This is a genomic window from Streptomyces sp. HUAS 31 (assembly GCF_028198125.1).
GTDB lineage: Bacteria > Actinomycetota > Actinomycetes > Streptomycetales > Streptomycetaceae > Streptomyces > Streptomyces chartreusis.
Genome location: NZ_CP116353.1, coordinates 6,580,869 through 6,604,005, shown reverse-complemented (window position 1 = coordinate 6,604,005; position 23,137 = coordinate 6,580,869). Strand labels below are relative to the sequence as shown.

The window sequence follows — 23,137 nt, the reverse complement described above, 5'->3', positions numbered from 1 at the left end:
AATTGCCCGGGGGATTTCTTGTGTTCGGGACGGAATCACAGCACGTCGGCGAGCTCCTCCAGAAGCCGCCGCTTGGGCCGTGCACCCACCATCGACTTCACCGGTTCACCGGCGCGGAAGACCATGAAGGTCGGCATCGACAGCACCTTGTACGCGTTGGTGGTGTCCGGGTTGGTGTCCACGTCCAGCTGCACCACCTTCAGCCGCTGCCCCTCCTCCGCGGCCAGGGCCGTGAGCACCGGCCCCATCTGCCGGCAGGGCGGGCACCAGTCCGCGGTGAACTCCACCAGCACCGGCAGCTCCGCCCCGATCACCTCCGCCTCGAAGTCCGCGTCCGTCACCTCTGCCACGCCCGCCGCCCTGATCACAGCTCCTGCCCTCCCAGTTCGCACAACGGTGGTTCTCCCTCGGCCATCGACAGCCGCAGGCCGATCTTTGCCCGCACGGCCCGCAGCTCGCCGATCAGCTCGTCGAGTTCGTCGAGCTTGTGCCGGTAGACCTCGAGCGAGGCGGGACACGAGTCGCCCTCGGGGTGCCCGGCCCGTAGACACTCCACGAAGGGCCGGGTCTCCTCCAGGTCGAACCCGAAGTCCTGCAATGTCCTGATCTGCCGCAGCAGCTTCAGATCGGCCTCGTCGTAGGTCCGATAGCCGTTGCCGCCGCGTCGCGCGGGCAGCAGTCCCCGCGACTCGTAGTAGCGCAAGGTGCGCGTCGTGGTCCCGGCCCGCGCGGCCAGCTCGCCGATTCGCATGCGTACGAACGTAATCCTTGACGCCGACGTCAGGGCAACCGCGGCAGGAGCGGCTTTCCCGGCAGCGGCGAGGACAGCACGATCGACGTGGTCGTGCGGCCCAGCGCCGAGGTCTGTTCGAGGATCTCCTCCAGGTGGACGGTGTCCTCGACGGCGACCTTGAGGATCCAGCAGTCCTCCCCGACGACGTGGTGGACCTCGACGATCTCCGGGCGGTCGATCAGCTCCAGGGTGCGGGGGTGGCGCAGGGTGTAGCCGCCGTGCGGGTTGACCCGGATGAAGGCCTGGATGCCGTAGCCGAGCCGGGCGGGGGCGATCCGGGCGCCGTACCCCGTGATCGCGCCCGCCGCCTCCAGCCGCCGCACCCGCTCGGTGACGGCCGCCGGGCTGAGCCGCACCCGCCGGCCCAGCTCACTGAGCTTGATCCGGCCGTCGGTCTGGAGCAGTTCCAGGATCTGCCGGTCCAGGGCGTCGAAGGCCACCGATGTTTCGACGGCGGACGGACGCGGATGCCGAGGTTCTTTTGGCGCGGCGGCCGGATCTCCCATGTCTTCCCCTTCAGAACGCGGTGTGAGGCCGGGAGAATCATGGTCATGCGAAAGGCGCGAGAGGTAAAGGCACGAGAGGTACTCGTCATCGGCGGCAGCCGCTATTTCGGCAAGCGGCTGATCGCCCGGCTGCTGGCCGCCGGGGACCGGGTGACGGTCCTCAATCGCGGTTCGTCGGCGCCGCCGACCGACGCGGTCCACCTCGTCGCCGACCGGGACGACGAGAGGTCCCTGACGGCGGCGCTGGGTTCACGGACCTTCGACGCCGTGGTCGACCAGGTCTGCTACACCCCGCGCCAGGCGTCGATCGCCCGCCGGGTGTTCGCCGGCCGCACCCGTCGCTATGTGCTGACGTCGACGGTGGAGGTGTACGAGTACGAGGACTCGATCGCCCCCGTGCGCGAGTCGGACGTGGACCCGGCGGCCGTACCCGTCGACCTCGAACTCCCCTGGGACGAAACGGAGTTCCTCGACACCCACTACGGCGAGGGCAAGCGGCAGGCGGAGGCCGTGTTCGCCGCCGATCCCGGGTTCCCGTGCACGGCGGTGCGGGTCGCCCATGTGCTGGGCGGGGACGACGACTTCACGGGCCGCGTGGAGCACTACGCGAGCCGGATCCGCGCCGGGACGCCGATCGCCGTGCCGATGGTGAACCATCCGGCGACGTACATCCATGTCGAGGAGATCGCCGACTTCCTGTTCTGGGCGGTGGGCCAGGACTTCACCGGCCCGGTCAACGCCGCCTCGCACGGGCCGCTCACCACCGAGGAGCTGTGCGCCGAGATCGCCGCGCACCACCCGGACGGCCGGACCGTGTTCCAGCCCGTCGAGGTCGGCGAGGTCTCCCCCTTCTCCTTCGCCCGCGCCTACGGCATGGACAACTCCCGTGCCACCCGGCTCGGTTTCCGCTTCACGCACGCCCGGCAGTGGCTCCCGAAGGCCGTCGCCGAGACCCTCGGAAAGGACGGCGGCTGACATGCGCCACCGCACGCTCGGCTCCCTGCGCGTGAGCGCGATCGGCCTCGGCGCGATGCCGCTGTCCATCGAGGGCCGCCCCGACGAAACGCGCGCCCTGGCCACCGTGCACGCCGCCCTCGACTCCGGGGTGACGCTGCTGGACACGGCGGACTCGTACCATCTGCCGGGCGCCGAGCCGGGGCACAACGAACTCCTCGTCGCCCGCGCGCTGGCCGCGTACGGCGGCGACACCGACGACGTGCTCGTGGCCACCAAGGGCGGTCGCGGCCGGCCCGCCGACGGCAGCTGGACGGTGGACGGCGACCCGCGCCGGCTGAAGTCCGCAGCCGAGGCGTCGCTGCGGCGACTCGGCATCGAGGCGATCGGGCTCTACCAGCTGCACAAGCCCGACCCGGACGTGCCGTTCGAGGAGTCGGTCGGCGCGCTGCGCGAGCTGCTCGACGAGGGCAAGATCCGCCTGGCCGGCGTCTCCAACACGGACGCCGACCAGATCCGCGCCGCCCACCGCATCCTCGGCGACCGGCTGGTGTCGGTGCAGAACCGGTACTCGCCCGCCGTACGGGACAGCGAGGCCGAGCTCCGCCTGTGCGCGGAACTCGGGCTCGCGTTCCTGCCGTGGAGCCCGCTCGGCGGCATCTCGCGCAGCTCGCTCGACGGGCCCTCGCAGCCGGCGGACGCCCGGCCCGGCGCGTTCCGTGCCGTGGCGCGGGCGCACGGCGTCAGCCCGCAGCGGGTGGCCCTGGCCTGGCTGCTGGCGCGCTCCCCTGGAGTGATCCCGATTCCGGGGGCGAGCCGCCCGGAGACGATCCGGGACTCGGCGGCCGCGGCCGACCTGGTGCTGGACGCACAGGAGCTGGATCTGCTGAACGACGCGGCCGTGCCGGTCGGTTGACGCCCGCCGACGGTCAGTCCTGCGGCACCGGCTCCCCCGCGTCCTCGCCCCGCACGCCGAGCAGGCGGCGGGTGAGGTGGTCCTGGTCGGAGAGGAGTTCGTCGAGGGCGACACGGACGTCGTCCGGCTCCGTGCGGGGGGACTCGCGCTCGGCCGCGATCAGTACGGAACGCCGCACCAGCTCCTTGGCGAAGGACGCCGTGGTGCCCTCGGTGCGGGCCACCACCTCGTCCAGGACGTGCTTGCCGAGACCGAGTCCGGCGCCGTAGAGGTCGAGCAGCCGGGCGCGGCCCTCGCCGTCGGGCAGGGGGATCTCCACGGCGAGGTCGATCCGGCCGGGGCGCTGGGCCAGGGCCGGTTCCAGCAGGTCGGCGCGGTTGGTGGTGAGCAGGAAGGCGACGTCGGCGTCGTCGCCGAGGCCGTCCATCTCGTTCAGGACCTGGAAGAGCAGGGGCTGGTCGCCGCCGCCGTAGTCGCGGGCCTCGGCGATCAGGTCGCAGTCCTCCAGGACGACGAGCGCCGGCTGGAGCATCCGGGCCAGCGCGCACGCGGGGCCGATGGCGGAGATGCCGGTGCCGGCGAGGATCACCACCGTGAACTGCGGCAGGTGGGAGAGCAGATAGCGGATCGTGTGGGTCTTGCCGGTGCCGGGCGGGCCGTACAGGAGCAGTCCGCGGCGCAGGTGCTGGCCCGCCGCGCGCAGCTGCTCGCGGCGCCGGGCGACGCCCATGACCTGGCGTTCCAGTCGCTCCAGCAGACCGGTGGGCAGCACGATGTCGGTGCGGGTGAGGTCGGGGCGGCGGTGGAAGCGGAACGGTCCGAGGCCGTGCCCGAACTCCGAGCCCTCGAAGGAGAGGACCTGACCGCGGAAGACGTTCTCCTCGCGTGCGAGGGTGTCGAACTCGGCGAGCAGCCGGTCCGCGAACTCCTTGTCCCGCGCTAGGACCTCGACCTCGACCTTGCTGCGCCCGTACTCGTCCTGCGGGCCGCGCAGCAGCACCGCGAACCGTTCGTCGCCCTCGCGGCCGAGGTAGAACCCGCAGGAGACGCAGGCCAGTTCGGTGTCCGGCGCGACGGGCAGATGGGCGTAGTCGACGGCGCCGATGACGAACCGGTCGAAGCGGTCGGAGGCGTCGAGGATGTCGCCGAGGGTGAGGTCACCGCGGTGCCGGCCGCCGCGCAGACCGATCAGCTCGTAGGAGCGGCCGGGACCGGCGTCGAACCAGCGCTCCAGGGCGAGATGGACGTTGGGCAGTTCGTACGGCGGATACGCAGCCTTCACGACCGGGCGGTCCGCGGGCGTGGAGCCGAGGTGGGCCATCAGCCGGGTGCTGAGGTTGCGGCCGTCCTCCTGCTCGTCGCGCGAGGTGCGCGCGACCGCCGACAGGAACTCCTCGAACAGCTCGCTCACCTGGTCCAGCGACCGTGGGGCCCGCACCCGCGCCTGCCCCTGTGATCCGGCCTCTTCCGCCATGCCCGCCTCCTGGTCCCGGTGGACGGCCCGCATCGAGGTCTCCCAGCGTGCGGCCGAGGCGGCGGCGGGTCAAAGCATTTGTGGGGGCGGCGGGAGCCCGGGAAACGCTTGACCGGGCGGCTGAGTGACGGGGGACAACTCAACCGCCCGGCGCAATGGCCGGACGCCCGGCCCCGGTTCAGGCGGGGCCGGACGTCCGGAGTATTGATGGGCCGAAGGCCCTCCAGGGGCGCGGGGAACTGCGCGACCGGCCACGGGCGACCCGCAGCCGACGGACCGCAGCACCCCGAGCCCCTTTCCGGCTCTCCCAGCGGAGCGGTTACGCCTTCGCGAGTTCCTTCTCGCCGCCCTGCTCCGGCACCTCGGCCGGCCCGGCGTCGTGGTCGTCCAGGAGGGTCTTCTCGTCGAACGGGATCTCGCCCGCGAGGACCTGGTCGACCCGCCCGCGGTCGATCTCCTTCGTCCAGGTGCCGATCAGCACCGTGGCGACGGCGTTGCCCGCGAAGTTCGTCAGGGCGCGGGCCTCGCTCATGAAGCGGTCGATGCCGACGATGAGGCCGATGCCGTCCACCAGGGCGGGCTTGTGCGACTGGAGGCCACCGGCCAGGGTCGCGAGGCCGGCACCGGTGACACCCGCGGCGCCCTTGGAGGCGACCAGCAGGAAGAGCAGCAGCGGGATCTGCTCGCCGATCGACATCGGCGTACCCATGGCGTCGGCGATGAACAGGGACGCCATGGTCATGTAGATCATGGTGCCGTCGAGGTTGAAGGAGTAGCCGGTCGGGACGGTGATGCCGACGACGGGCTTGCTGACACCCAGGTGCTCCATCTTCGCGATGAGGCGCGGCAGCGCCGACTCGGAGGAGGAGGTCGACAGGATCAGCAGGAACTCACGGCCCAGGTACTTGAAGAACGTGAGGATGTTCAGGCCCGCGACGATCCGCAGCAGCGCGCCGAGCACGATGAAGACGAAGAGGAAGCAGGTGACGTAGAAGCCGAGCATCAGCACCGCGAGGCTCTTCAGCGCGTCCAGACCGGCGGAACCGGTGACGGCGGCGATGGCGCCGAAGGCACCGATCGGCGCGGCCCACATGACCATGGCGAGGATGCGGAAGACGAGCCGCTGGATGTGCTGCACACCGCGCAGGATCGGCTCACCGGCGTTGCCCATGGCCTGGAGCGCGAAACCGGCGAGCAGGGCGACGAGCAGCGTCTGGAGGACGGACTCCGAGGTGAAGGCCGAGACGATCGTGGTCGGGATGATGCCGAGCAGGAACTCGGTGGTGTCCTTGGCCTCGGCGTCGACCTGCGCGTGACCGGCGTCCTTGATGGCGTCCGTGACCGCGAGGCCGGTGCCGGGCTCCAGGATGTTGCCGACCACGAGGCCGATGGCCAGCGCGACCAGCGACATCGCGAGGAAGTAGACCAGGGCGATACCGCCCACGGCGCCGACCTTGGCGGCCTTGCGTACCGAGCCGATGCCCAGGACGATCGTGCAGAAGATGATCGGCGAGATCATCATCTTGATCAGGGCGACGAAGCCGGTACCGATGGGCTTCAGCTCGACCGCGAAGTCGGGAGCGGCGAGGCCCACGGCGATACCGAGGGCGACCGCGATGATCACCGCGATGTAGAGGTAGTGCGTGCGGTCCCGTTTGGCGACGGGTGCGGCAGGTGCCGTATCGGGGGAACTGGCGGCGGCCACGGCTGCCCTCCTTGACGTCTTCGTCGGTTTTGTCACCGGCGTGCGGCTCACGTCCGGGGTGGGGGGGGTCGCTGATCGGCTGCCGAGCCCCGGGGGAACGGGGTCGTATTTCAGCGATGCGGTGACTATCTCCCGCGGTGTGAGGGCGGTCACCCTTCCGTTCATTTAGTTCACAATCAGCCATGGAGGCAGACTGACGACATGCGCATCCCCGTCCCGAGACCCCGCAGCCTGGCGGCTCAGCTCTTTGCCATGCAGGCCGTGCTGATAGCGGTGCTCGTCGCCGGGTACGCGGTCTTCACCTACCTCAGTGACACCGGACAGGCCGAGGACGCCGCCGGGCGTCAGGCCAAGGCGGTGGCCCAGTCGATCGCCGACGCCCCGTCCGTGCGGGAGGCGATCCGCACCCCCGACCCCACTGCCGAGCTGCAGCCGTACGCGCTGCGTGTCCAGCACGACGCCGAGGTCGACTTCGTCACGATCATGAACACCAAGGGCATCCGCTGGACGCACCCCGACGAGGAGCAGATCGGCCAGCACTTCCGCGGCCACACCGAGCGGGCCCTGCGCGGGGAGCCCTTCACCGAGACGTACACCGGCACGCTCGGGCCGTCCGTGCGGGCGGTCGTGCCGATCTACGACGGGGGGCGGGATCCGGCCCACATCGTGGGGCTGGTCAGCGCCGGCATCCGGGTCGAGGCGATCAGCGCGCGGGTGCAGGACCAGCTGACGGCGCTCATCGGCGTGGCGGCGGGCGCGCTCACGCTGGGCGCGATCGGCACGTACGTCATCAACGCCCGGCTGCGCAGACACACCCATGGCATGAACGCGGCCGAGCTGAGCCGGATGCACGACTACCACCAGGCGGCGTTGCACGCGGTGCGTGAGGGGCTGCTGATGCTGGACGGGCAGTTCCGGGTTGCGTTGATCAACGACGGCGGGCGGGAGCTGCTCGGCGTGGCCGGCGACGTGGTGGGGCGGTCGGTCGCGGAGCTCGGGCTGCCGGCCCCGCTGACCGGGGCGCTGCTGGCGTCCGGGCCCCGGGTGGACGAGGTGTATCTGACGGCGGAGCGGGTGCTGGTGGTGAACACCTCGCCGGTGTCGGGCGGTGAGCGGCGCGGCACGGTGGTGACCTTGCGGGACGTCACCGAACTCCAGTCCCTGATGGGCGAGCTGGACTCCGAGCGGGGCTTCACCCAGGCACTGCGGTCCCAGGCGCACGAGGCGGCGAACCGGCTGCACACGGTGGTCTCGCTGATCGAACTGGGCCGCGCCGAGGAGGCGGTGGAGTTCGCGACCGCCGAGCTGGAGCTGGCGCAGGCACTGACCGACCAGGTCGTCGCGGCGGTCAGTGAGCCGGTGCTCGCGGCGCTGCTGCTGGGCAAGACCGCGCAGGCCAACGAGCGGGGCGTGGAGCTCGTCGTGTCGGAGGACAGCCGGCTCGACGACGGTCTGCTGCCGGACACCCTGCCCGCCCGGGACCTGGTGACCATACTGGGCAACCTGATCGACAACGCCGTGGACGCGGCACAGGGAAGCGTGGGGGCACGGGTGACGGTGACGGCGTACGCCGAGGGCGGCGAACTGGTGCTCCGGGTTTCGGACACCGGCGCCGGAGTGGATCCCGCGCTCGGTGAGACGGTGTTCCAGCGCGGGTTCTCCACGAAGCCGGCCGGGCCGGGCGGCCGGGGGCTGGGGCTGGCGCTGGTCCGGCAGGCCGTGAGCCGGCATCAAGGTGTGCTGGCGGTGGCGGAGGCCGACGGAGGCGGGGCGGTGTTCGAGGTGCGGATGCCGTTGGTGGACGGGGCGGGCACCCCGGCGGGTTCGGGGGTCGCGGAGAGTGCAAGCTCGGGCTCCGCAGAGCGCACCGGCCCGAGGGGCGGCTCCGGGCCCGCGGACGGCGCCGCCTCCCAGGGCGCGGCGGTTTCGAGAGGTGACGTATGACGGCGGCGGCCGAGCAGGCGATTCGTGTCCTGGTCGTGGAGGACGACCCGGTGGCGGCGGACGCGCACATGATGTACGTCGGGCGGGTGCCCGGGTTCGTCGCGGTCGGCAAGGCGCACACCGGCGCGGAGGCGCGTCGCGCGTTGGAGCGGACGCCGGTGGACCTGCTGCTGCTCGACCTGCACCTGCCGGATGTGCACGGGCTGCAACTGGCGCGCTCGCTCAGGGCGGCGGGGCATCACGCGGACGTGATCGCGGTGACGTCGGCACGCGATCTGGCGGTGGTGCGCGAGGGGGTGTCGCTGGGGGTCGTGCAGTACGTGCTGAAGCCCTTCACGTTCGCCACGCTGCGGGACCGGCTGGTGCGCTATGCCGAGTTCCACGCGGCCGTCGGCGAGGCGAGCGGGCAGGACGAGGTGGACCGGGCGCTGGGCGCGCTGCGGGCGCCGGGGCCGGCGGCGCTGCCGAAGGGACTGAGCGCGCCGACGCTGGAGCGGGTGACCGGCGTGGTGCGGGACGCCGGCGAGGGGCTGACGGCGGCGGGCGTGGCCGAGGCGGTGGGGATCTCCCGGATCACGGCCCGGCGGTATCTGGAGCATCTGGTCGAGGCGGGCCGGGCCGAACGCAAGCCGGTCTACGGGCAGGTGGGGCGACCGGAGCTGGTGTACCGGTGGGTGCCGGGCCGGTAGCGGGCGCGATCCGCAACACCCAACCTCCGCAGAGGCATTGACCTGACTAGACCACTCAACCTAGGTTCACCGGGCAGCCATCCCCGCGCCACGACGAAGTGCGCTTGCAGGAGGTCATGCCCGTGCGCCCCACCGCCTCCCTCTCCACACTCCTGGCCCTCACTCTCGCCGCCGCCGGCACGCTCACCGCGTGCGGCGGCGGTTCCGGCAGTGACCCGGACACCGTCAAGGTCTCCTACAAACAGTCCACGGACAACTCCATCAAGGTGATGGACACCTATCTCGCGGACATCAAGAAGCAGTTCGAGAAGGCGAACCCCGGCAAGAAGGTCGAGTTCGTCCCCATCAAGGCCCCGGACTCGGAGTACTACACCAAGCTCCAGCAGATGCTCCGCTCGCCGAAGACCGCTCCCGACCTGGTCTACGAGGACACCTTCCTCATCAACTCGGACATCACCAGCGGGTACTTGAAGCCTCTCGACCCCTACCTCGCCAAGTGGCAGGACTGGAACCAGTTCATCGACACGGCGCAGGCCGCGGCCAAGGGCGAGGACGGCAAGACGTACGGCGTCCCGGACGGCACCGACACCCGTGGGCTGTGGTTCAGCAAGGACGTATTCAAGAAGGCCGGTCTGCCCGCCGACTGGCAGCCGAAGACCTGGAACGACGTCCTCGACGCCGCCCGCACCGTCAAGGAGAAGGTCCCGGGCGCCATCCCGCTCAACGTGTACACGGGCAAGCCCGTCGGCGAGGCAGCCACCATGCAGACCTTCGAGATGCTGCTGTACGGCACGAACGACGGCACGACGGACCCGCTGTACGACAAGTCCGCCAAGAAGTGGGTGGCCGGCAGCAAGGGCTTCAAGGACTCCCTGTCCTTCGTCGAGACCGTCTACAAGGAGAAGCTCGGCCCGGAGGTCTCCGACGCCCTCGACCCGAACGTCGGTACCCGGGTGCGCGGCGAGTGGCTGCCGAAGGGCAAGCTCGGCATCGCCCTCGACGGCTCCTGGCTGCCGCAGGACTGGCTGCCGGGCAGCGGTCACGAGTGGCCGGAGTGGTCCGAGGAGCTGGGGCTCGCCGCCATGCCCACGCAGAACGGCCAGGCGCCCGGCAAGGTGAGCATGTCCGGCGGCTGGACGTGGTCCATCCCGGCCAAGGCCGGCAACCCCGACCTCGCCTTCGAGTTCATCAAGACGATGCAGACCAAGGCGAACGCGCAGAAGTGGTACATCGCCAACTCCGGCATCGCCGTGCGCAAGGACGTCGCGGACGACCCGTCGTACACGGACGCCCAGCCCGGCATCAAGTTCTTCACGGACCTGGTCGCCAGCACCCACTACCGGCCCGCCTTCCCGGCGTACCCGAAGGTCTCGACCGCGGTGCAGGAGGCGATGGAGGGCGTGACGACGGGTGACATGTCGGTGGACGACGCGGCCAAGGGGTACGACGAGGAGCTGAAGTCGGCGACGGACGACCAGGTGATCCAGAAGTGAGGGACGACGAGGACCACCGCCCATGACCGCCGAAGCACCGCACGCGGCGACGGGTCCGACGACGGGCAAGTCCCCGGCGGGCCCGCCGGCTTCCCGGCCGCCGGGCCCGCCGCCCGCCCCGCTGCACCGCAGCCTCGCCCGGGCGCTGCCCGTCTCCCCCGCCGTCGTCCTGCTGCTCCTCTTTCTCGCCGGCCCCATCGCCTACTGCGCCTTCATCGCGTTCACCGACCTCCAGCTCACGGGCCAGGCCGAGGAGTCGTTCGTCGGGTTCGACAACTTCCGTACGGCCTTCGGTGACGAGGCGTTCCTCAACGCGGTCTGGATGACCCTCGTCTTCACGGTCATCTCGGCCCTGATCGGCCAGAACACCCTGGGCCTGGCCCTGGCCGCGCTGATGCAGCGCGCGTCGAAGCCGGTCCGCACCCTGGTGGGCGGCATCGTCGTCACGGCCTGGGTGCTGCCGGAGGTCGTCGCAGGGTTCCTGCTGTACGCCTTCTTCCGCCGCGAGGGCACTCTGAACGCCATCCTGGAGTGGCTGCAACTGCCCACCCAGAACTGGCTGTTCACGCTGCCGATCCTGGCGGTGTCCTTCGCGAACGTGTGGCGGGGCACGGCGTTCTCGATGCTGGTCTACTCGGCCGCCCTGAACGAGATCCCGAAGGAGATCACCGAGGCGGCGCAGGTCGACGGCGCCGGCGGCTGGCGCCGGATGTGGCACATCACGCTCCCGATGATCCGCCGTTCCATCGGCACCAACCTGATGCTCATCACCCTTCAGACGCTGTCCGTCTTCGGGCTGATCTGGGTGATGACGAGGGGCGGCCCGGGCGGCAAGAGCCAGACCCTGCCGCTGTTCATGTACGAGGAGGCGTTCCAGAAGAGCATGATCGGCTACGGCACCGCGGTCGCCCTGCTGCTGCTGGTGGTGGGCTCGCTGTTCTCGGTGGTCTACCTGCGTCTGCTGCGGACGGAGGTGTGACGCGCATGGCCCGTTCCCCCGCATCCCGGCGGAGCACGCACCGGCTGGCCGCCGACGCCGGTCTGCTGGTGGTGGCCGCGGCGTTCGTGCTGCCGCTCGTGTGGGTGGTGCTGTCGTCCCTGGACAGCGGCGCGGACCTCCGGGTGAAGGTCCCGGACGGCATCACCCTGGACAACTTCGACGCGGTCCTGACCCCGGAGATCACCTTCACCCCGCTGCTCAACAGCCTGCTGCTGTGCGGCGGCGGGACGGCCCTGACGGTGGTGTGCGCGGCGCTCGCCGCCTATCCGCTGTCCCGGTTCCGCTCGCGCTTCAACCGCCCGTTCCTGCTGACGATCCTGTTCGCGACGAGCCTGCCCATCACGGCGATCATGGTTCCGGTGTACGCCCTGTTCGTGCGGGTGAACCTGATCGACACCATGCAGGGCACGATCTTCTTCTTCGCCGCCTCCCAACTGCCGTTCGCCATCTGGCTGATGAAGAACTTCATGGACGGGGTGCCGAAGGAGCTGGAGGAGGCGGCCTGGACGGACGGCGCGTCCTCGCTCCAGTCGCTGGTGCGGATCGTGCTGCCCCTCATGGGCCCCGGAGTGGCCGTGGTGACGGTCTTCTCCTTCGTCATGATGTGGGGCAACTTCTTCGTCCCGTTCATGCTCCTGCTGACGCCGGACCAGATGCCGGCGTCCGTGAGCATCAACGACTTCTTCGGCAACCGCGGGATGGTGGCGTACGGCCAGCTCGCGGCGTTCTCCATCGTCTACTCGACGCCGGTGATCCTGCTGTACGTGCTGATCTCACGGCGGCTGGGCAGCGGCTTCGCGCTGGGCGGGGCGGTCAAGGGGTGACGTCGGGCAGCACTCCCGCCCGGAACGCCTCCACGCCCACGACCCGGCGCACCCGCACCGGCTCGATCAGCAGCATCACACGCCGCTCCCCCGGCAGCAGCCAGGGGTAGCGGTCCTGCCCGATGTACTTACTTGCGAGCCGGTCCATCGCCCGTTCCGCCACGTCGCCCTCCACGAACCGGACGACCCGCCCCCGGATCTCGGCCCGGTCGTAGGGGTTCTCCGGGTCGTGGTGGGACAGGGAAACGTTGGGATTGAGCCGCAGGTTGTCCACCTTCACCCGCCCCATGGACGTATTGACCATGACGTACTCGTCTTCGATGTCCGCCCACATGGGCGAAACCTGCGGCATCCCGTCGGGGTCCACGGTCGCGAGGTGCCAGAAGTTCGGCGCGAGGAGACGCTCGCGAATATGCCCGTTGAGCTTGCCGTTCACCGGCGGTCACCACCTTCCGGGGCCGCCACGGTGACGCCCCGGCGCCATCCTGATCTCCGCCCCACGTCACCGACAGACGATCTTCGGCCAGCGGCGAACCCACCAGTAGCCGTAGCTTCCTACAATCCGTGATCCTGGCCGAACAGACCGTAGTCACCCCATCTCGGCGGGCCTACGTTGTGGCGCGTGCGTCGACCCCCAGCCCAACCGAACCAGCCCTACAACCGCTCCAGCCACCGCAATCCGCCCACTCCCCCGTTCAACGCCCCCGCCGCCCGCAGACTCCGCGCGGCCCTGAGCATGGGCCCCGGACATGTCGCCTACGGCATGCGCGTCTCGTACGGCCTGCCCTATGTCACCGAGGACCTCGTCATCGCCTGGGAACGCGAACTGGCGGCTCCCACCAGCAACGAGCTCACCGCCCTGGCGGGCGTGCTGTGGTGCTCGCCCGGTGAACTGCTCGGCAAGCCCCGGACCCTGCGCGAGCACCGCATCGCCCGCGGTCTGGCACCGGAGGACGTGGCCCGTGCCGTCGGGCACGAGGTGCAGACGTATCTGCGGATGGAGGAGAACGACGACTGGCGCGGCACGGACCGCCAGTCCGCCGCCCTCGCCGAGATCCTCGGTCTGACGATCCCCGACTTCATCACCGTCACCGGCCGCGAGGCCCGCCTGGCCGATCTGCTGCGCAGTGCGGTGACGACGCGCTGGCAGGCGTATGTGCGCCCGGTCGGCAAGATGGTGCCGCTGGACCGGCGCCTGCTGGAGATCACGCTCCAGGAACTGCACCAGCACTACCAGGGCCAGATGACCGCCACCCTCAGCTGGGGCGGCGGCAGCGGTGACTCCAGCGCGGCCGGCCGTGAGTTCATGGACGGGATCGTGGAGCGCTTCTGGACGATGGTCCAGGAGAACAGCCCCTGACCCCGGTGGCCGTTCTCCGGTGGGCGGGGCCCGTGACTAGAAGACGGACTCCGCCTCGTCCATCCGGTCCTTGGGCACCGTCTTCAGCTCGGTGACCGCCTCGGCCAGCGGCACCATCACGATGTCCGTGCCGCGCAGCGCGGTCATCCTCCCGAACTCGCCCTGGTGCGCGGCCTCCACCGCGTGCCAGCCGAATCGGGTGGCGAGCACACGGTCGTACGCGGTCGGCGTGCCACCGCGCTGGACGTGGCCGAGAATGACCGGCTTGGCCTCCTTGCCGAGGCGGCGCTCCAGTTCGAAGGCGAGCGCCGTGCCGATGCCCTGGAAGCGCTCGTGGCCGTACTGGTCGATCTCGCCCTTGCCGTAGTCCATGGAGCCGTCGGCGGGGTGGGCGCCCTCGGCGACGCAGATCACCGCGAACTTCTTGCCGCGGGAGAAGCGCTCCTCGACCATCTTGACGAGGTCGGCGGGGTCGAACGGGCGCTCCGGCAGGCAGATGCCGTGCGCGCCGGCAGCCATCCCGGACTCCAGCGCGATCCAGCCCGCGTGGCGGCCCATGACCTCCACGACCATCACACGCTGGTGCGACTCGGCGGTGGTCTTCAGACGGTCCATGGCCTCGGTGGCGACGCCGACGGCGGTGTCGAAGCCGAAGGTCCGGTCCGTCGAGGAGATGTCGTTGTCGATCGTCTTGGGCACGCCGACGACCGGCAGTCCGGCGTCGGACAGCATGCGGGCCGCGGTCAGGGTGCCCTCGCCGCCGATCGGGATGAGGGCGTCGATGCCGAAGTCGCGGGCGATGTCGGGGGCGTTCTCGCAGGCCTCGCGCAGCCGGTTGCGCTCCAGGCGCGACGAGCCGAGGATCGTGCCGCCGCGGGCCAGGATGCCGCTGACGCCCTCCAGGTCGAGGTGGCGGTAGTGGCCGTCCAGCAGGCCGGCGAAGCCGTCCTCGAAGCCGATCACCTCGTCGCCGTACTGGGCGACGGCGCGGTGCACGACCGACCGGATCACGGCGTTCAGGCCGGGGCAGTCGCCGCCTGCGGTGAGAACTCCGATACGCATCGTGCTGTGTCTCCTGCTCGCTGTTGACACCGGTGAGCCAGTCCGATTGTTTCACGTCCCCGAGGGCACCGTCCGACCCGGCAACCTGACGGGCGCCTTATCCATCGCCAAAGGTATTGTCAAGAGGGTTTCGCTCACCTCACTGGGCGATTTTGCGACCCTGGAACCGCCCCCCAGGGGAACCCGTCCGGAACAACGCACGACGAAAGGGAGACCACGCGTGACGCGCAGCGTGTACGTGACCGGCATCGACCGCGGCGACGGCCGGCAGGTCGTCGAACTGGGAGTCATGGAGCTCCTGACCCGGCAGGTCGACCGGGTGGGGGTGTTCCGGCCGCTGGTGCATCACTCCCCGGACCGGCTGTTCGAGCTGCTGCGCGCCCGTTATCGCCTCTCCCAGGACCCGGCGACGGTCTACGGCATGGACTACCACGAGGCGTCCGCCCTCCAGGCCGAGCGCGGCACGGACGAACTGGTATCCACCCTCGTCGACCGGTTCCACGCGGTCGCCCGCGACTACGACGTCGTACTCGTCCTCGGCACCGACTTCGCCGACACCCAGCTCCCGGACGAGCTGTCCCTGAACGCCCGGCTCGCCAACGAGTTCGGCGCGTCGGTGATATCCGTCGTGGGCGGGCGCAAGCAGACGACCGAGTCGGTGCTCGCCGAGACGCGCAACGCCTACCGGGCGTACGAGAACCTGGGCTGCGACGTGCTCGCCATGGTCACCAACCGGGTCGCCCGCTCCGACCGGGACGAGATCGCCCGGCTGCTGGACTCCCGGCTGCCGGTGCCGTGCTACGTCGTCCCGGACGAGCCCGCCCTGTCCGCGCCGACGGTGTCGCAGATCGCCCAGTCCCTGGAGGCGAAGGTCCTGCTCGGCGACGACTCGGGGCTCGCGCGCGACGCGCTGGACTTCGTGTTCGGCGGGGCGATGCTGCCGAACTTCCTGAACGCCCTGACCCCGGGCTGTCTGGTCGTCACCCCGGGCGACCGCGCCGACCTGGTCGTCGGCTCGCTGGCCGCGCACAGCGCCGGCACCCCGCCGATCGCCGGTGTGCTGCTCACCCTGGACGAGCGCCCCGGCGACGCGATCCTCACCCTCGCCTCGCGCCTGGCCCCCGGCACCCCGGTGCTGTCGGTGCCCGGCTACAGCTTCCCCACCGCCGAGCAACTCTTCTCCCTGGAGGGCAAGCTGAACGCGGCGACCCCGCGCAAGGCGGAGACCGCGCTCGGCCTCTTCGAGCGGTACGTCGACACCGGCGAGCTGCTGAAGCGGGTCTCGGCGCCGAACTCCGACCGGATCACGCCGATGATGTTCGAGCACAAGCTGCTGGAGCAGGCCCGCTCGGACATCCGCCGCATCGTGCTGCCCGAGGGCACCGAGCCGCGCGTGCTGCACGCGGCGGAGGTGCTGCTGCGGCGCGGGGTGTGCGACCTGACCCTGCTCGGCCCCCTCGACCTGATCCGCAAGCGGGCCGCCGACCTCGGCATCGACCTCGGCGACACCCAGCTGATCGACCCGGCCACCAGCGATCTGCGCGACTCCTTCGCCGAGAAGTACGCCCAGCTGCGCGCCCACAAGGGCGTCACCGTCGAGCTGGCCTACGACGTCGTCTCCGACGTGAACTACTTCGGGACCCTGATGGTCGAGGAGGGGCTGGCCGACGGCATGGTGTCGGGGTCCGTCCACTCGACCGCGGCGACCATCCGGCCCGCCTTCGAGATCATCAAGACCAGGCCGGACGCCGGCATCGTCTCGTCGGTCTTCTTCATGTGCCTCGCCGACAAGGTCCTCGTCTACGGCGACTGCGCGGTGAACCCGGACCCGAACGCCGAGCAACTGGCCGACATCGCCATCCAGTCGGCGGCCACCGCCGAGGGGTTCGGTGTCCAGCCGCGCATCGCGATGCTGTCGTACTCGACGGGCACGTCGGGTTCGGGCGCCGATGTCGACAAGGTGCGCGAGGCCACGGAGCTGGTGCGCCGGCGGCGGCCCGACCTGATGATCGAGGGGCCGATCCAGTACGACGCCGCGGTGGAGCCGTCCGTGGCGGCGACCAAGCTGCCGGAGTCCGAAGTGGCCGGGCAGGCGACGATTCTGATCTTCCCCGACCTCAACACGGGCAACAACACCTACAAGGCCGTGCAGCGCTCGGCCGGCGCCATCGCCGTCGGCCCGGTGCTCCAGGGCCTGCGCAAGCCGGTCAACGACCTGTCCCGGGGCGCCCTCGTCCAGGACATCGTCACGACCGTCGCCATCACGGCGATCCAGTCCCAGCCCCGGTCCACCGCACCGTCCCTCCACGAGAAGGCCACCGTCCAGTGACCGCGTCCCGCGTCCTCGTCCTCAACTCCGGCTCCTCGTCGGTGAAGTACCAGCTGCTGGACATGCGTGACAGCAGCCGACTGGCCGTGGGCCTCGTCGAACGCATCGGCGAGCAGGTCTCCCGGCTCAAGCACACCCCGCTGGCGGCCGGCGGCGAGAGCCGCGAGTGGAGCGGCCCGATCGCCGACCACGACGCCGCCCTGAAGGCCGTGGCGGCGGAGCTGGCCAAGGACGGCCTCGGCCTGGACTCCCCCGAGCTGGCCGCGATCGGCCACCGCGTGGTGCACGGCGGCAAGCACTTCACCGAACCCACCGTCGTCGACGACGCCGTGCTCGCCGAGGTCGAGCGGCTCATCCCGGTGGCCCCGCTGCACAACCCGGCCAACCTCACCGGCATCCGCACCGCGCAGGCGCTGCGCCCGGACCTGCCCCAGGTCGCCGTCTTCGACACCGCGTTCCACACGACGATGCCGGAGTCGGCCGCCCGCTACGCCATCGACGTGGAGACCGCCGACCGGCACCGCATACGCCGGTACGGCTTCCACGGCACGTCGCACGCGTATGTCTCCCGGGCCACCGCGAAGCTGCTGGGCAAGGCCCCCGAGGACGTGAACGTCATCGTGCTGCACCTGGGCAACGGCGCGTCGGCGTCGGCCGTGCGGGGCGGGCGGTGCGTGGACACCTCCATGGGGCTGACCCCCTTGGAGGGGCTCGTGATGGGTACGCGATCGGGTGACACGGATCCCGCCGTCATCTTCCATTTGGCGCGTGTTGGCGATATGTCCATCGCGGAAATCGACACTCTTCTCAACAAGAAGAGCGGATTGATCGGCCTGTGCGGCGACAACGACATGCGGGAGATCCGCCGCCGGATCGACGAAGGTGACGAGCGGGCCCAATTGGCCTTCGACATCTACATTCACCGACTGAAGAAGTACATCGGCGCCTATTACGCCGTGCTCGGCCGGGTGGACGCGATCGCGTTCACGGCCGGCGTCGGCGAGAACGCGGCACCGGTGCGGGAAGCCGCCATGGCCGGCCTGGACCAGCTGGGCCTCGCGGTGGACCCGGAACTGAACGCCGTACGCGGTGACGAGCCGCGGCTGATCTCGCCCGCGGACGCGCGGGTGGCGGTCGCCGTGGTGCCGACGGACGAGGAACTGGAGATCGCGACACAGACCTACGCACTGGTCGGCGGCACCGATATGCGGGCGCACCGTGCGGGCAACGACTGAGTAACACGGCTGAGCAAAGCACAGCTCATTTGTATCTTCCACCAGACGGAATATTCCGCGGCGAAACAAACCGATAGGATCGTCCCATGCGCCGTTCGAAAATCGTTTGTACTCTCGGCCCCGCGGTCGACTCCCATGAACAGCTTGTCTCGCTGATCGAGGCCGGCATGAATGTGGCCCGCTTCAACTTCAGCCACGGCACCCACGACGACCACCAGGGGCGGTACGAGCGCCTGCGGGCCGCCGCCGCGGAGACCGGCCGGGCCATCGGTGTGCTCGCCGACCTCCAGGGGCCGAAGATCCGCCTGGAGACCTTCGCCGAGGGCCCGGTGGAGCTGGAGCGCGGTGACGAGTTCGTCATCACGACCGAGGACGTCCCGGGCGACAAGCAGATCTGCGGGACGACCTACAAGGGCCTGCCCGGTGACGTCGACAAGGGCGACCAGATCCTCATCAACGACGGCAACGTCGAGCTGAAGGTCACCGAGGTCGAGGGCCCCCGGGTCAGGACGATCGTCATCGAGGGCGGCGTCGTCTCCGACCACAAGGGCATCAACCTGCCCGGCGCGGCCGTGAACGTGCCGGCGCTGTCGGAGAAGGACGTCGAGGACCTCCGCTTCGCGCTGCGCATGGGCTGCGACATGGTCGCCCTGTCCTTCGTGCGGGACGCCAACGACGTGCAGGACGTGCACAAGGTCATGGACGAGGTCGGCCGCCGCGTCCCGGTCATCGCCAAGGTGGAGAAGCCGCAGGCGGTCGCCAACATGGAGGACGTCGTGCTGGCGTTCGACGCCGTGATGGTCGCGCGTGGCGACCTCGCCGTCGAGTACCCGCTCGAGAAGGTCCCGATGGTGCAGAAGCGGCTCATCGAGCTGTGCCGCCGCAACGCCAAGCCGGTGATCGTGGCGACCCAGATGATGGAGTCGATGATCACCAACTCCCGCCCGACCCGCGCCGAGGCCTCGGACGTGGCCAACGCGATCCTGGACGGCGCCGACGCGGTCATGCTGTCCGCCGAGTCGAGCGTGGGCGCGTACCCGATCGAGACCGTCAAGACGATGTCGAAGATCGTCGCCGCGGCCGAGCAGGAACTGCTCGCCAAGGGCCTCCAGCCGCTCGTGCCGGGCAAGAAGCCCCGTACGCAGGGTGGTTCGGTGGCCCGTGCCGCCTGCGAGATCGCCGACTTCCTCGGCGGCAAGGGCCTGGTCGCCTTCACCCAGTCCGGCGACACCGCCCGCCGGCTGAGCCGTTATCGCGCCGCCCAGCAGATCATCGCGTTCACCACGGACGAGTCCACGCGCAACCAGATGACGCTCAGCTGGGGCGTCGAGCCGCACGTGGTGCCGTTCGTCAACAGCACCGACGAGATGGTCGACCTGGTGGACCAGGAGATCGTCAAGCTCGGTCTGTTCAACGAGGGCGACATCGTGGTCATCACGGCCGGCTCCCCGCCCGGCGTGCCCGGCACCACCAACATGGTCCGGGTGCACCATCTCGGCGGCGGCCCGCGGGACTGACCCCGCAGAGGGCCCGCAAGGGCCCTGAACGACGCCGAGGGCGCCTCCTGTGACAGGGGGCGCCCTCGGCGCTTGTGCGGCTCCCGAACGGGCTTGTGGCGGCGTCTGGTCGAGACGCCCGGCTCAGTCGGTGGTGAAGTTGTGCAACCCCGGCACGTGCAGGGTGCCGCCGAACTGGCCGGCCTGCGTGACCTTCACCTTCGTGAAGTAGATCAGCGGGATGTTCAGCGGCGGCGGGTGCTCCGGGTCGAACGTGACCGGGATCAGACCGAGCAGGTTCCCGGAGATGCTCTCCGTGTACATCACGGTCTTGCCGTTGCGGATGGTCGACGTCGAGCCCTGGGCCGCCTGCACGTGGTACGTCTTGCCGGACTGCTTGTCCTGCACCGTCTGGTGCAGATCGCCGATGTCGGTGCCGTCGGAGATGACGTACTTCAGCACCTTCTTCTTGGTGCCGTTGGCCGTCTTCACCTCGACGATGCCCTGGTAGTCGGCGCCCTTCAGCAGCAGCGAGCTGGCGTTCAGGAACCACGGGTCGTCGGGCAGCGGCACGGTGTTGTCGACGCCGCCCTCCTCGTCCGTGGCGGCCGGACAGTCGTCCGGGTCCGTGCCGGAGCTCGCGGAGGGGCTCGGCGAGGCGGTGGCCTCGGCCGCGGCGTCCTTCGCCGCCTCGGTGGCGTCCTTCGCCGCCTCGGACGCCTTGTCGGTGGCGTCCCCGACCGTGTTCTCGACGGTGTCGGTGACCTTGTCGGTGGTCTCCTTCACCGGGTCGGACGTCTCCTTGCCGGACGAGTCCGAGGAGTCCGCGGAGTCCGAGGAACCGGACGCCGCCTCTTCGCTCGCGCTCGCGGACGGCGTCGCCGACGGGCTCGCGCTCTCCCCGGCCGAACCGCCGGTGAAGATGCCCTCGATGGCGTCGCCGATGCCCTCCAGCAGGCCGCCGCCGCTCTCGGACGGCGAGGGGGACTCCGTGGCCGTGTCGCCGGACTGGGCCTCGCTCGACTTGCTCGCGGAGGGCGAGGGCGAGGGCTCGGCCGCGTCGTCGGAACCTGAATCCGACGAAGAGGAGTCACCCGCGGAGCCCGACGAACCCGAAGAGTCCGAGGAACCCGAGGAGTCGGAGGAGTCCTCGGAGTCCTGGCCGTCGGTGGCCGACGGAGTGGGCTCCGCCGTCTCGTCCTTGTCCGTGGACTCGCTGGGGCTCGGGGACGCGGACGCCGAGGCCTCGTCCTCCAGTGCCGCCACGCAGTCCTTGTACTCGTCCGCCGTGAGGCTGTTGGCCGTCGGCTTCGTGGCGTCGCTGTCGGCCTGGGCGAGCGTCGGTGTGAACCCCATTCCCATGAGGACCGCCGTCGGCATCGCCGCCAGGGCTATCGCCTTGCCGGCCGGCATCTGGAACCTGGTGAACAGCGGCTTCTTGGGCGCCGCGTGTCGCGGCCCGGTTCTCACACGGGACTTGTCCACCTCAGTCCCGTGGGTCACCTCGTCAGCCGGCACTGTGCCTCCCGTTCGCCCCGTTCGCCGGGCTCGTTCCTGACAGATCGTTCGGCTCGCCCACCACGGGCTTGAGGATGGCGGTGTCGGGGTCGGCGGCACCCTCGGGTGCGCCGCCCTCGCCCGTCGTGTCCGTCTTCGCCGGAGTTGCGTCGGCGTCCCCGCCGGGCACCCATGCAACGGCCATCGCCCCGCCCACGAGGGCGAAGAGGAAGCCGATGAGGAAGCCGCCGAGGTTGGACAGCGGGATGGACACCAGTGCCAGCAGGATCGCCGCGATGCCCGCGAAGGTGCGGACGTGCTTCTGGAACCAGAGCGTGAAGCCGAGGACCACGAGCAGCACACCGATGATCAGGGAGCTGGAGCCCCCCGCGGTCTGCATCGCAAGCGTCAGGTGGCCGATCTGGAGGTTCGCGTAAGGGAAGTAGGCGATGGGCAGTCCGCCGAGCATGACGAACAGACCGGCCCAGAAGGGCCGCGTACCGCGCCAGGCACGGAAGTTGCGCCGATATACCCGGAGGTAGTGCTCGTCATGGCCGGGCGCGGCAGGAGTCTCGGCGCTCATCGAAAACAGCTCCCTGGTACGGCATTGCTGTGGTGGTGGTGCGATGGTGATGCGGTGATGTGTCGTGGCTCTGTGGCCCACTCGTGAAGAAAGCGGGCGGAGAGTGGACGGGCGGGGGCGCCATCGGCTCCCCCGCCCGTCAGAGAGTGCTTAGTAGCACTCCTTGACACCCGTCGACAGCGACATCTTCAGACCGCTGAGCTTGAAGGTTCCGGCGGTGGTCGCCCACGCCGTCTGCTTCACGTTGCTCAGCGTGGCCTTGTCGGCCTGCTGGGCGAAGCCGAAGGGGTTGGCCTGCTCGCCGCCACCCTTCATGCCCGGACCCTTGTTGGCGTCCTTGGCGGCAACACCGATGTCGATGTTCTCGAACGTCGCGTCGGCCTCGAGGTCGGCGACGTCGATGTAGAGGTTCTTGGCCTCGACCGGCTTGTTCGGGTCTTCGCCCGCCCGCAGGATCAGGCTGACGTTCCCGAGGATCGGGATGTCGGGCGTGACCACGGACTGACACATGTTGCTGATCGTCGCGGACTTGAAACCCGAGACGGCGACGGGGTGAACCGTCTTCTTGCCGGAGAGCGTGTAGCCCTCGTCAAGAGCGCCGTACTGCGAGAAGCCCGAACCGACGAGCTTGTCGGTCGTGACCTTGAACGACTGGCCGGAGACACTGAACGAAGCAGCGAGAGCGCCCTGCGCGAGGGCGACACCTATCGCAGCCGTGGCGGCAACGCTGGGCACCATGACCACAGCGAACCGCTTCCATCTGGTCCCGCCACGCACCTGGGACTCCATATTTCCTCCTTCTCGGACGTACATCTCCTGACATTGGCCGCCACTGTCGGCTCAGCCGGTCAGGGATGGGAGAAGTGCTACGTCCTCGGGAAGGAGAGCGCCTGCGATCGGTGGCGCGAATTGCGCCCGAACTACCGGCGATCACCCCCGAGCGACAACCACTGGTCGCGCCTGACACGCATCACGCACAACCTTGCCGGACAGGCTTCGCCGGGTGGGCGAAGACCCCCCTGTCCAAGAGCCGGCGCCACTGCCGCCGACTCTGCTCGGTGGGGACCCAGGAACTCCCGCGACCCAACCGGCTGTCGGGGGACGGGAACGGACCGAGCGTGGCCGATCGTGGTGCATTCTCGCCGCCCGCACAAGGGGCTTCGTTACTCGGTAGTAACGGCCGGATAACCGAACAACGACCCGCCGGTCTCGGGCGACGACGCAGGGTGGCTTCAAGTGACCGGACAAATCCAGGAATCACCAGACAGAAACCGACA

Annotated in this window: 21 protein-coding genes; 11 read left to right on the top strand and 10 right to left on the bottom strand. The window is 70.0% G+C overall.

Annotation, left to right across the window (positions count from 1 at the left end; genetic code table 11):
• Positions 1-35: 35 nt before the first annotated feature.
• From PGH47_RS29570 to PGH47_RS29560, 3 genes are read right to left on the bottom strand one after another with little or no spacing between them, the layout of a single operon-like run.
• Positions 36-350 (bottom strand): thioredoxin family protein, encoded by a 315-nt coding sequence (locus PGH47_RS29570; RefSeq protein ID WP_037864736.1) that lies wholly within the window; start codon positions 348-350, stop codon positions 36-38.
• A 14-nt stretch (positions 351-364) separates the two neighbouring features.
• Positions 365-751, bottom strand: a complete 387-nt coding sequence (locus PGH47_RS29565; RefSeq protein WP_271665907.1) for a MerR family transcriptional regulator — start codon at positions 749-751, stop codon at positions 365-367.
• Between the two features lie 29 nt (positions 752-780).
• Positions 781-1,299 carry an Lrp/AsnC family transcriptional regulator gene (locus tag PGH47_RS29560; RefSeq protein ID WP_271665906.1) on the bottom strand — a complete coding sequence of 173 codons (519 nt, stop codon included), beginning with the start codon at positions 1,297-1,299 and terminating at the stop codon, positions 781-783.
• Positions 1,300-1,344: 45 nt separating this feature from the next.
• Here PGH47_RS29560 and PGH47_RS29555 point away from each other — a divergent pair, with 45 nt between their 5' ends.
• Together PGH47_RS29555 and PGH47_RS29550 are read left to right on the top strand one after the other, a co-directional pair.
• On the top strand, positions 1,345-2,274 hold the full coding sequence (locus PGH47_RS29555) for an NAD-dependent epimerase/dehydratase family protein (protein ID WP_271665905.1): 930 nt from the start codon (positions 1,345-1,347) through the stop codon (positions 2,272-2,274).
• Between the two features lies 1 nt (position 2,275).
• Entirely contained in the window at positions 2,276-3,169 is an 894-nt protein-coding gene (locus PGH47_RS29550; protein ID WP_271665904.1) for an aldo/keto reductase, read from the top strand.
• A 13-nt stretch (positions 3,170-3,182) separates the two neighbouring features.
• Here the strand turns inward: PGH47_RS29550 and PGH47_RS29545 are convergent, their stop codons facing one another.
• Positions 3,183-4,676, bottom strand: coding sequence for an AAA family ATPase (locus PGH47_RS29545; protein ID WP_271665903.1), 1,494 nt, complete (start codon positions 4,674-4,676; stop codon positions 3,183-3,185).
• A gap of 286 nt (positions 4,677-4,962) precedes the next feature.
• Positions 4,963-6,348, bottom strand: a complete 1,386-nt coding sequence (locus PGH47_RS29540; RefSeq protein ID WP_271665902.1) for a cation:dicarboxylate symporter family transporter — start codon at positions 6,346-6,348, stop codon at positions 4,963-4,965.
• A 201-nt stretch (positions 6,349-6,549) separates the two neighbouring features.
• On the opposite strand from PGH47_RS29540, the gene PGH47_RS29535 reads away from it, so the two are divergent.
• The 5 genes from PGH47_RS29535 to PGH47_RS29515 all read left to right on the top strand — a co-directional run bounded on the left by PGH47_RS29535 (position 6,550) and on the right by PGH47_RS29515 (position 12,298).
• Positions 6,550-8,292, top strand: coding sequence for a sensor histidine kinase (locus tag PGH47_RS29535; protein WP_271665901.1), 1,743 nt, complete (start codon positions 6,550-6,552; stop codon positions 8,290-8,292).
• Positions 8,289-8,981, top strand: coding sequence for a response regulator (locus PGH47_RS29530; protein WP_271665900.1), 693 nt, complete (start codon positions 8,289-8,291; stop codon positions 8,979-8,981). The genes PGH47_RS29535 and PGH47_RS29530 overlap by 4 nt, the downstream gene beginning before the upstream one ends.
• A gap of 116 nt (positions 8,982-9,097) precedes the next feature.
• Entirely contained in the window at positions 9,098-10,474 is a 1,377-nt protein-coding gene (locus tag PGH47_RS29525; RefSeq protein ID WP_271665899.1) for an extracellular solute-binding protein, read from the top strand.
• Positions 10,475-10,496: 22 nt separating this feature from the next.
• The gene (locus PGH47_RS29520) at positions 10,497-11,453 is read left to right on the top strand and encodes a carbohydrate ABC transporter permease (protein WP_271665898.1); all 957 of its coding nucleotides are present in this window, start codon (positions 10,497-10,499) and stop codon (positions 11,451-11,453) included.
• A gap of 5 nt (positions 11,454-11,458) precedes the next feature.
• Positions 11,459-12,298, top strand: a complete 840-nt coding sequence (locus PGH47_RS29515; RefSeq protein WP_271665897.1) for a carbohydrate ABC transporter permease — start codon at positions 11,459-11,461, stop codon at positions 12,296-12,298.
• On the opposite strand, the gene PGH47_RS29510 is transcribed toward PGH47_RS29515, so the two are convergent.
• Positions 12,288-12,734: a PPOX class F420-dependent oxidoreductase gene (locus PGH47_RS29510; protein ID WP_271665896.1), complete on the bottom strand. Its 447-nt coding sequence runs from the start codon at positions 12,732-12,734 to the stop codon at positions 12,288-12,290. The two genes, PGH47_RS29515 and PGH47_RS29510, sit on opposite strands and share 11 nt — an antisense overlap.
• Before the next feature lie 177 nt (positions 12,735-12,911).
• On the opposite strand from PGH47_RS29510, the gene PGH47_RS29505 reads away from it, so the two are divergent.
• Positions 12,912-13,658, top strand: coding sequence for a helix-turn-helix domain-containing protein (locus PGH47_RS29505; protein ID WP_435887784.1), 747 nt, complete (start codon positions 12,912-12,914; stop codon positions 13,656-13,658).
• Between the two features lie 36 nt (positions 13,659-13,694).
• Here the strand turns inward: PGH47_RS29505 and PGH47_RS29500 are convergent, their stop codons facing one another.
• Complete coding sequence (locus tag PGH47_RS29500) at positions 13,695-14,720, bottom strand: ATP-dependent 6-phosphofructokinase (RefSeq protein WP_107902673.1); 1,026 nt, start codon at positions 14,718-14,720, stop codon at positions 13,695-13,697.
• A gap of 220 nt (positions 14,721-14,940) precedes the next feature.
• Here PGH47_RS29500 and pta point away from each other — a divergent pair, with 220 nt between their 5' ends.
• From pta to pyk, 3 genes are all read left to right on the top strand, one after another.
• Entirely contained in the window at positions 14,941-17,049 is a 2,109-nt protein-coding gene (gene pta / locus PGH47_RS29495; protein ID WP_271665895.1) for a phosphate acetyltransferase, read from the top strand.
• On the top strand, positions 17,046-18,284 hold the full coding sequence (locus PGH47_RS29490; RefSeq protein ID WP_271665894.1) for an acetate kinase: 1,239 nt from the start codon (positions 17,046-17,048) through the stop codon (positions 18,282-18,284). The genes pta and PGH47_RS29490 overlap by 4 nt, the downstream gene beginning before the upstream one ends.
• Before the next feature lie 86 nt (positions 18,285-18,370).
• A complete protein-coding gene (gene pyk / locus PGH47_RS29485; RefSeq protein WP_271665893.1) occupies positions 18,371-19,801 on the top strand; it encodes a pyruvate kinase in 1,431 nt (476 codons plus the stop codon).
• 123 nt (positions 19,802-19,924) lie between these two features.
• Here the strand turns inward: pyk and PGH47_RS29480 are convergent, their stop codons facing one another.
• From PGH47_RS29480 to PGH47_RS29470, 3 genes are all read right to left on the bottom strand, one after another.
• Positions 19,925-21,298, bottom strand: coding sequence for a hypothetical protein (locus PGH47_RS29480; protein WP_271665892.1), 1,374 nt, complete (start codon positions 21,296-21,298; stop codon positions 19,925-19,927).
• The gene (locus PGH47_RS29475) at positions 21,288-21,860 is read right to left on the bottom strand and encodes a DUF6114 domain-containing protein (protein ID WP_269641319.1); all 573 of its coding nucleotides are present in this window, start codon (positions 21,858-21,860) and stop codon (positions 21,288-21,290) included. The genes PGH47_RS29480 and PGH47_RS29475 overlap by 11 nt, the downstream gene beginning before the upstream one ends.
• A gap of 150 nt (positions 21,861-22,010) precedes the next feature.
• Complete coding sequence (locus tag PGH47_RS29470) at positions 22,011-22,649, bottom strand: DUF6230 family protein (protein ID WP_030953506.1); 639 nt, start codon at positions 22,647-22,649, stop codon at positions 22,011-22,013.
• Positions 22,650-23,137 lie beyond the last annotated feature (488 nt).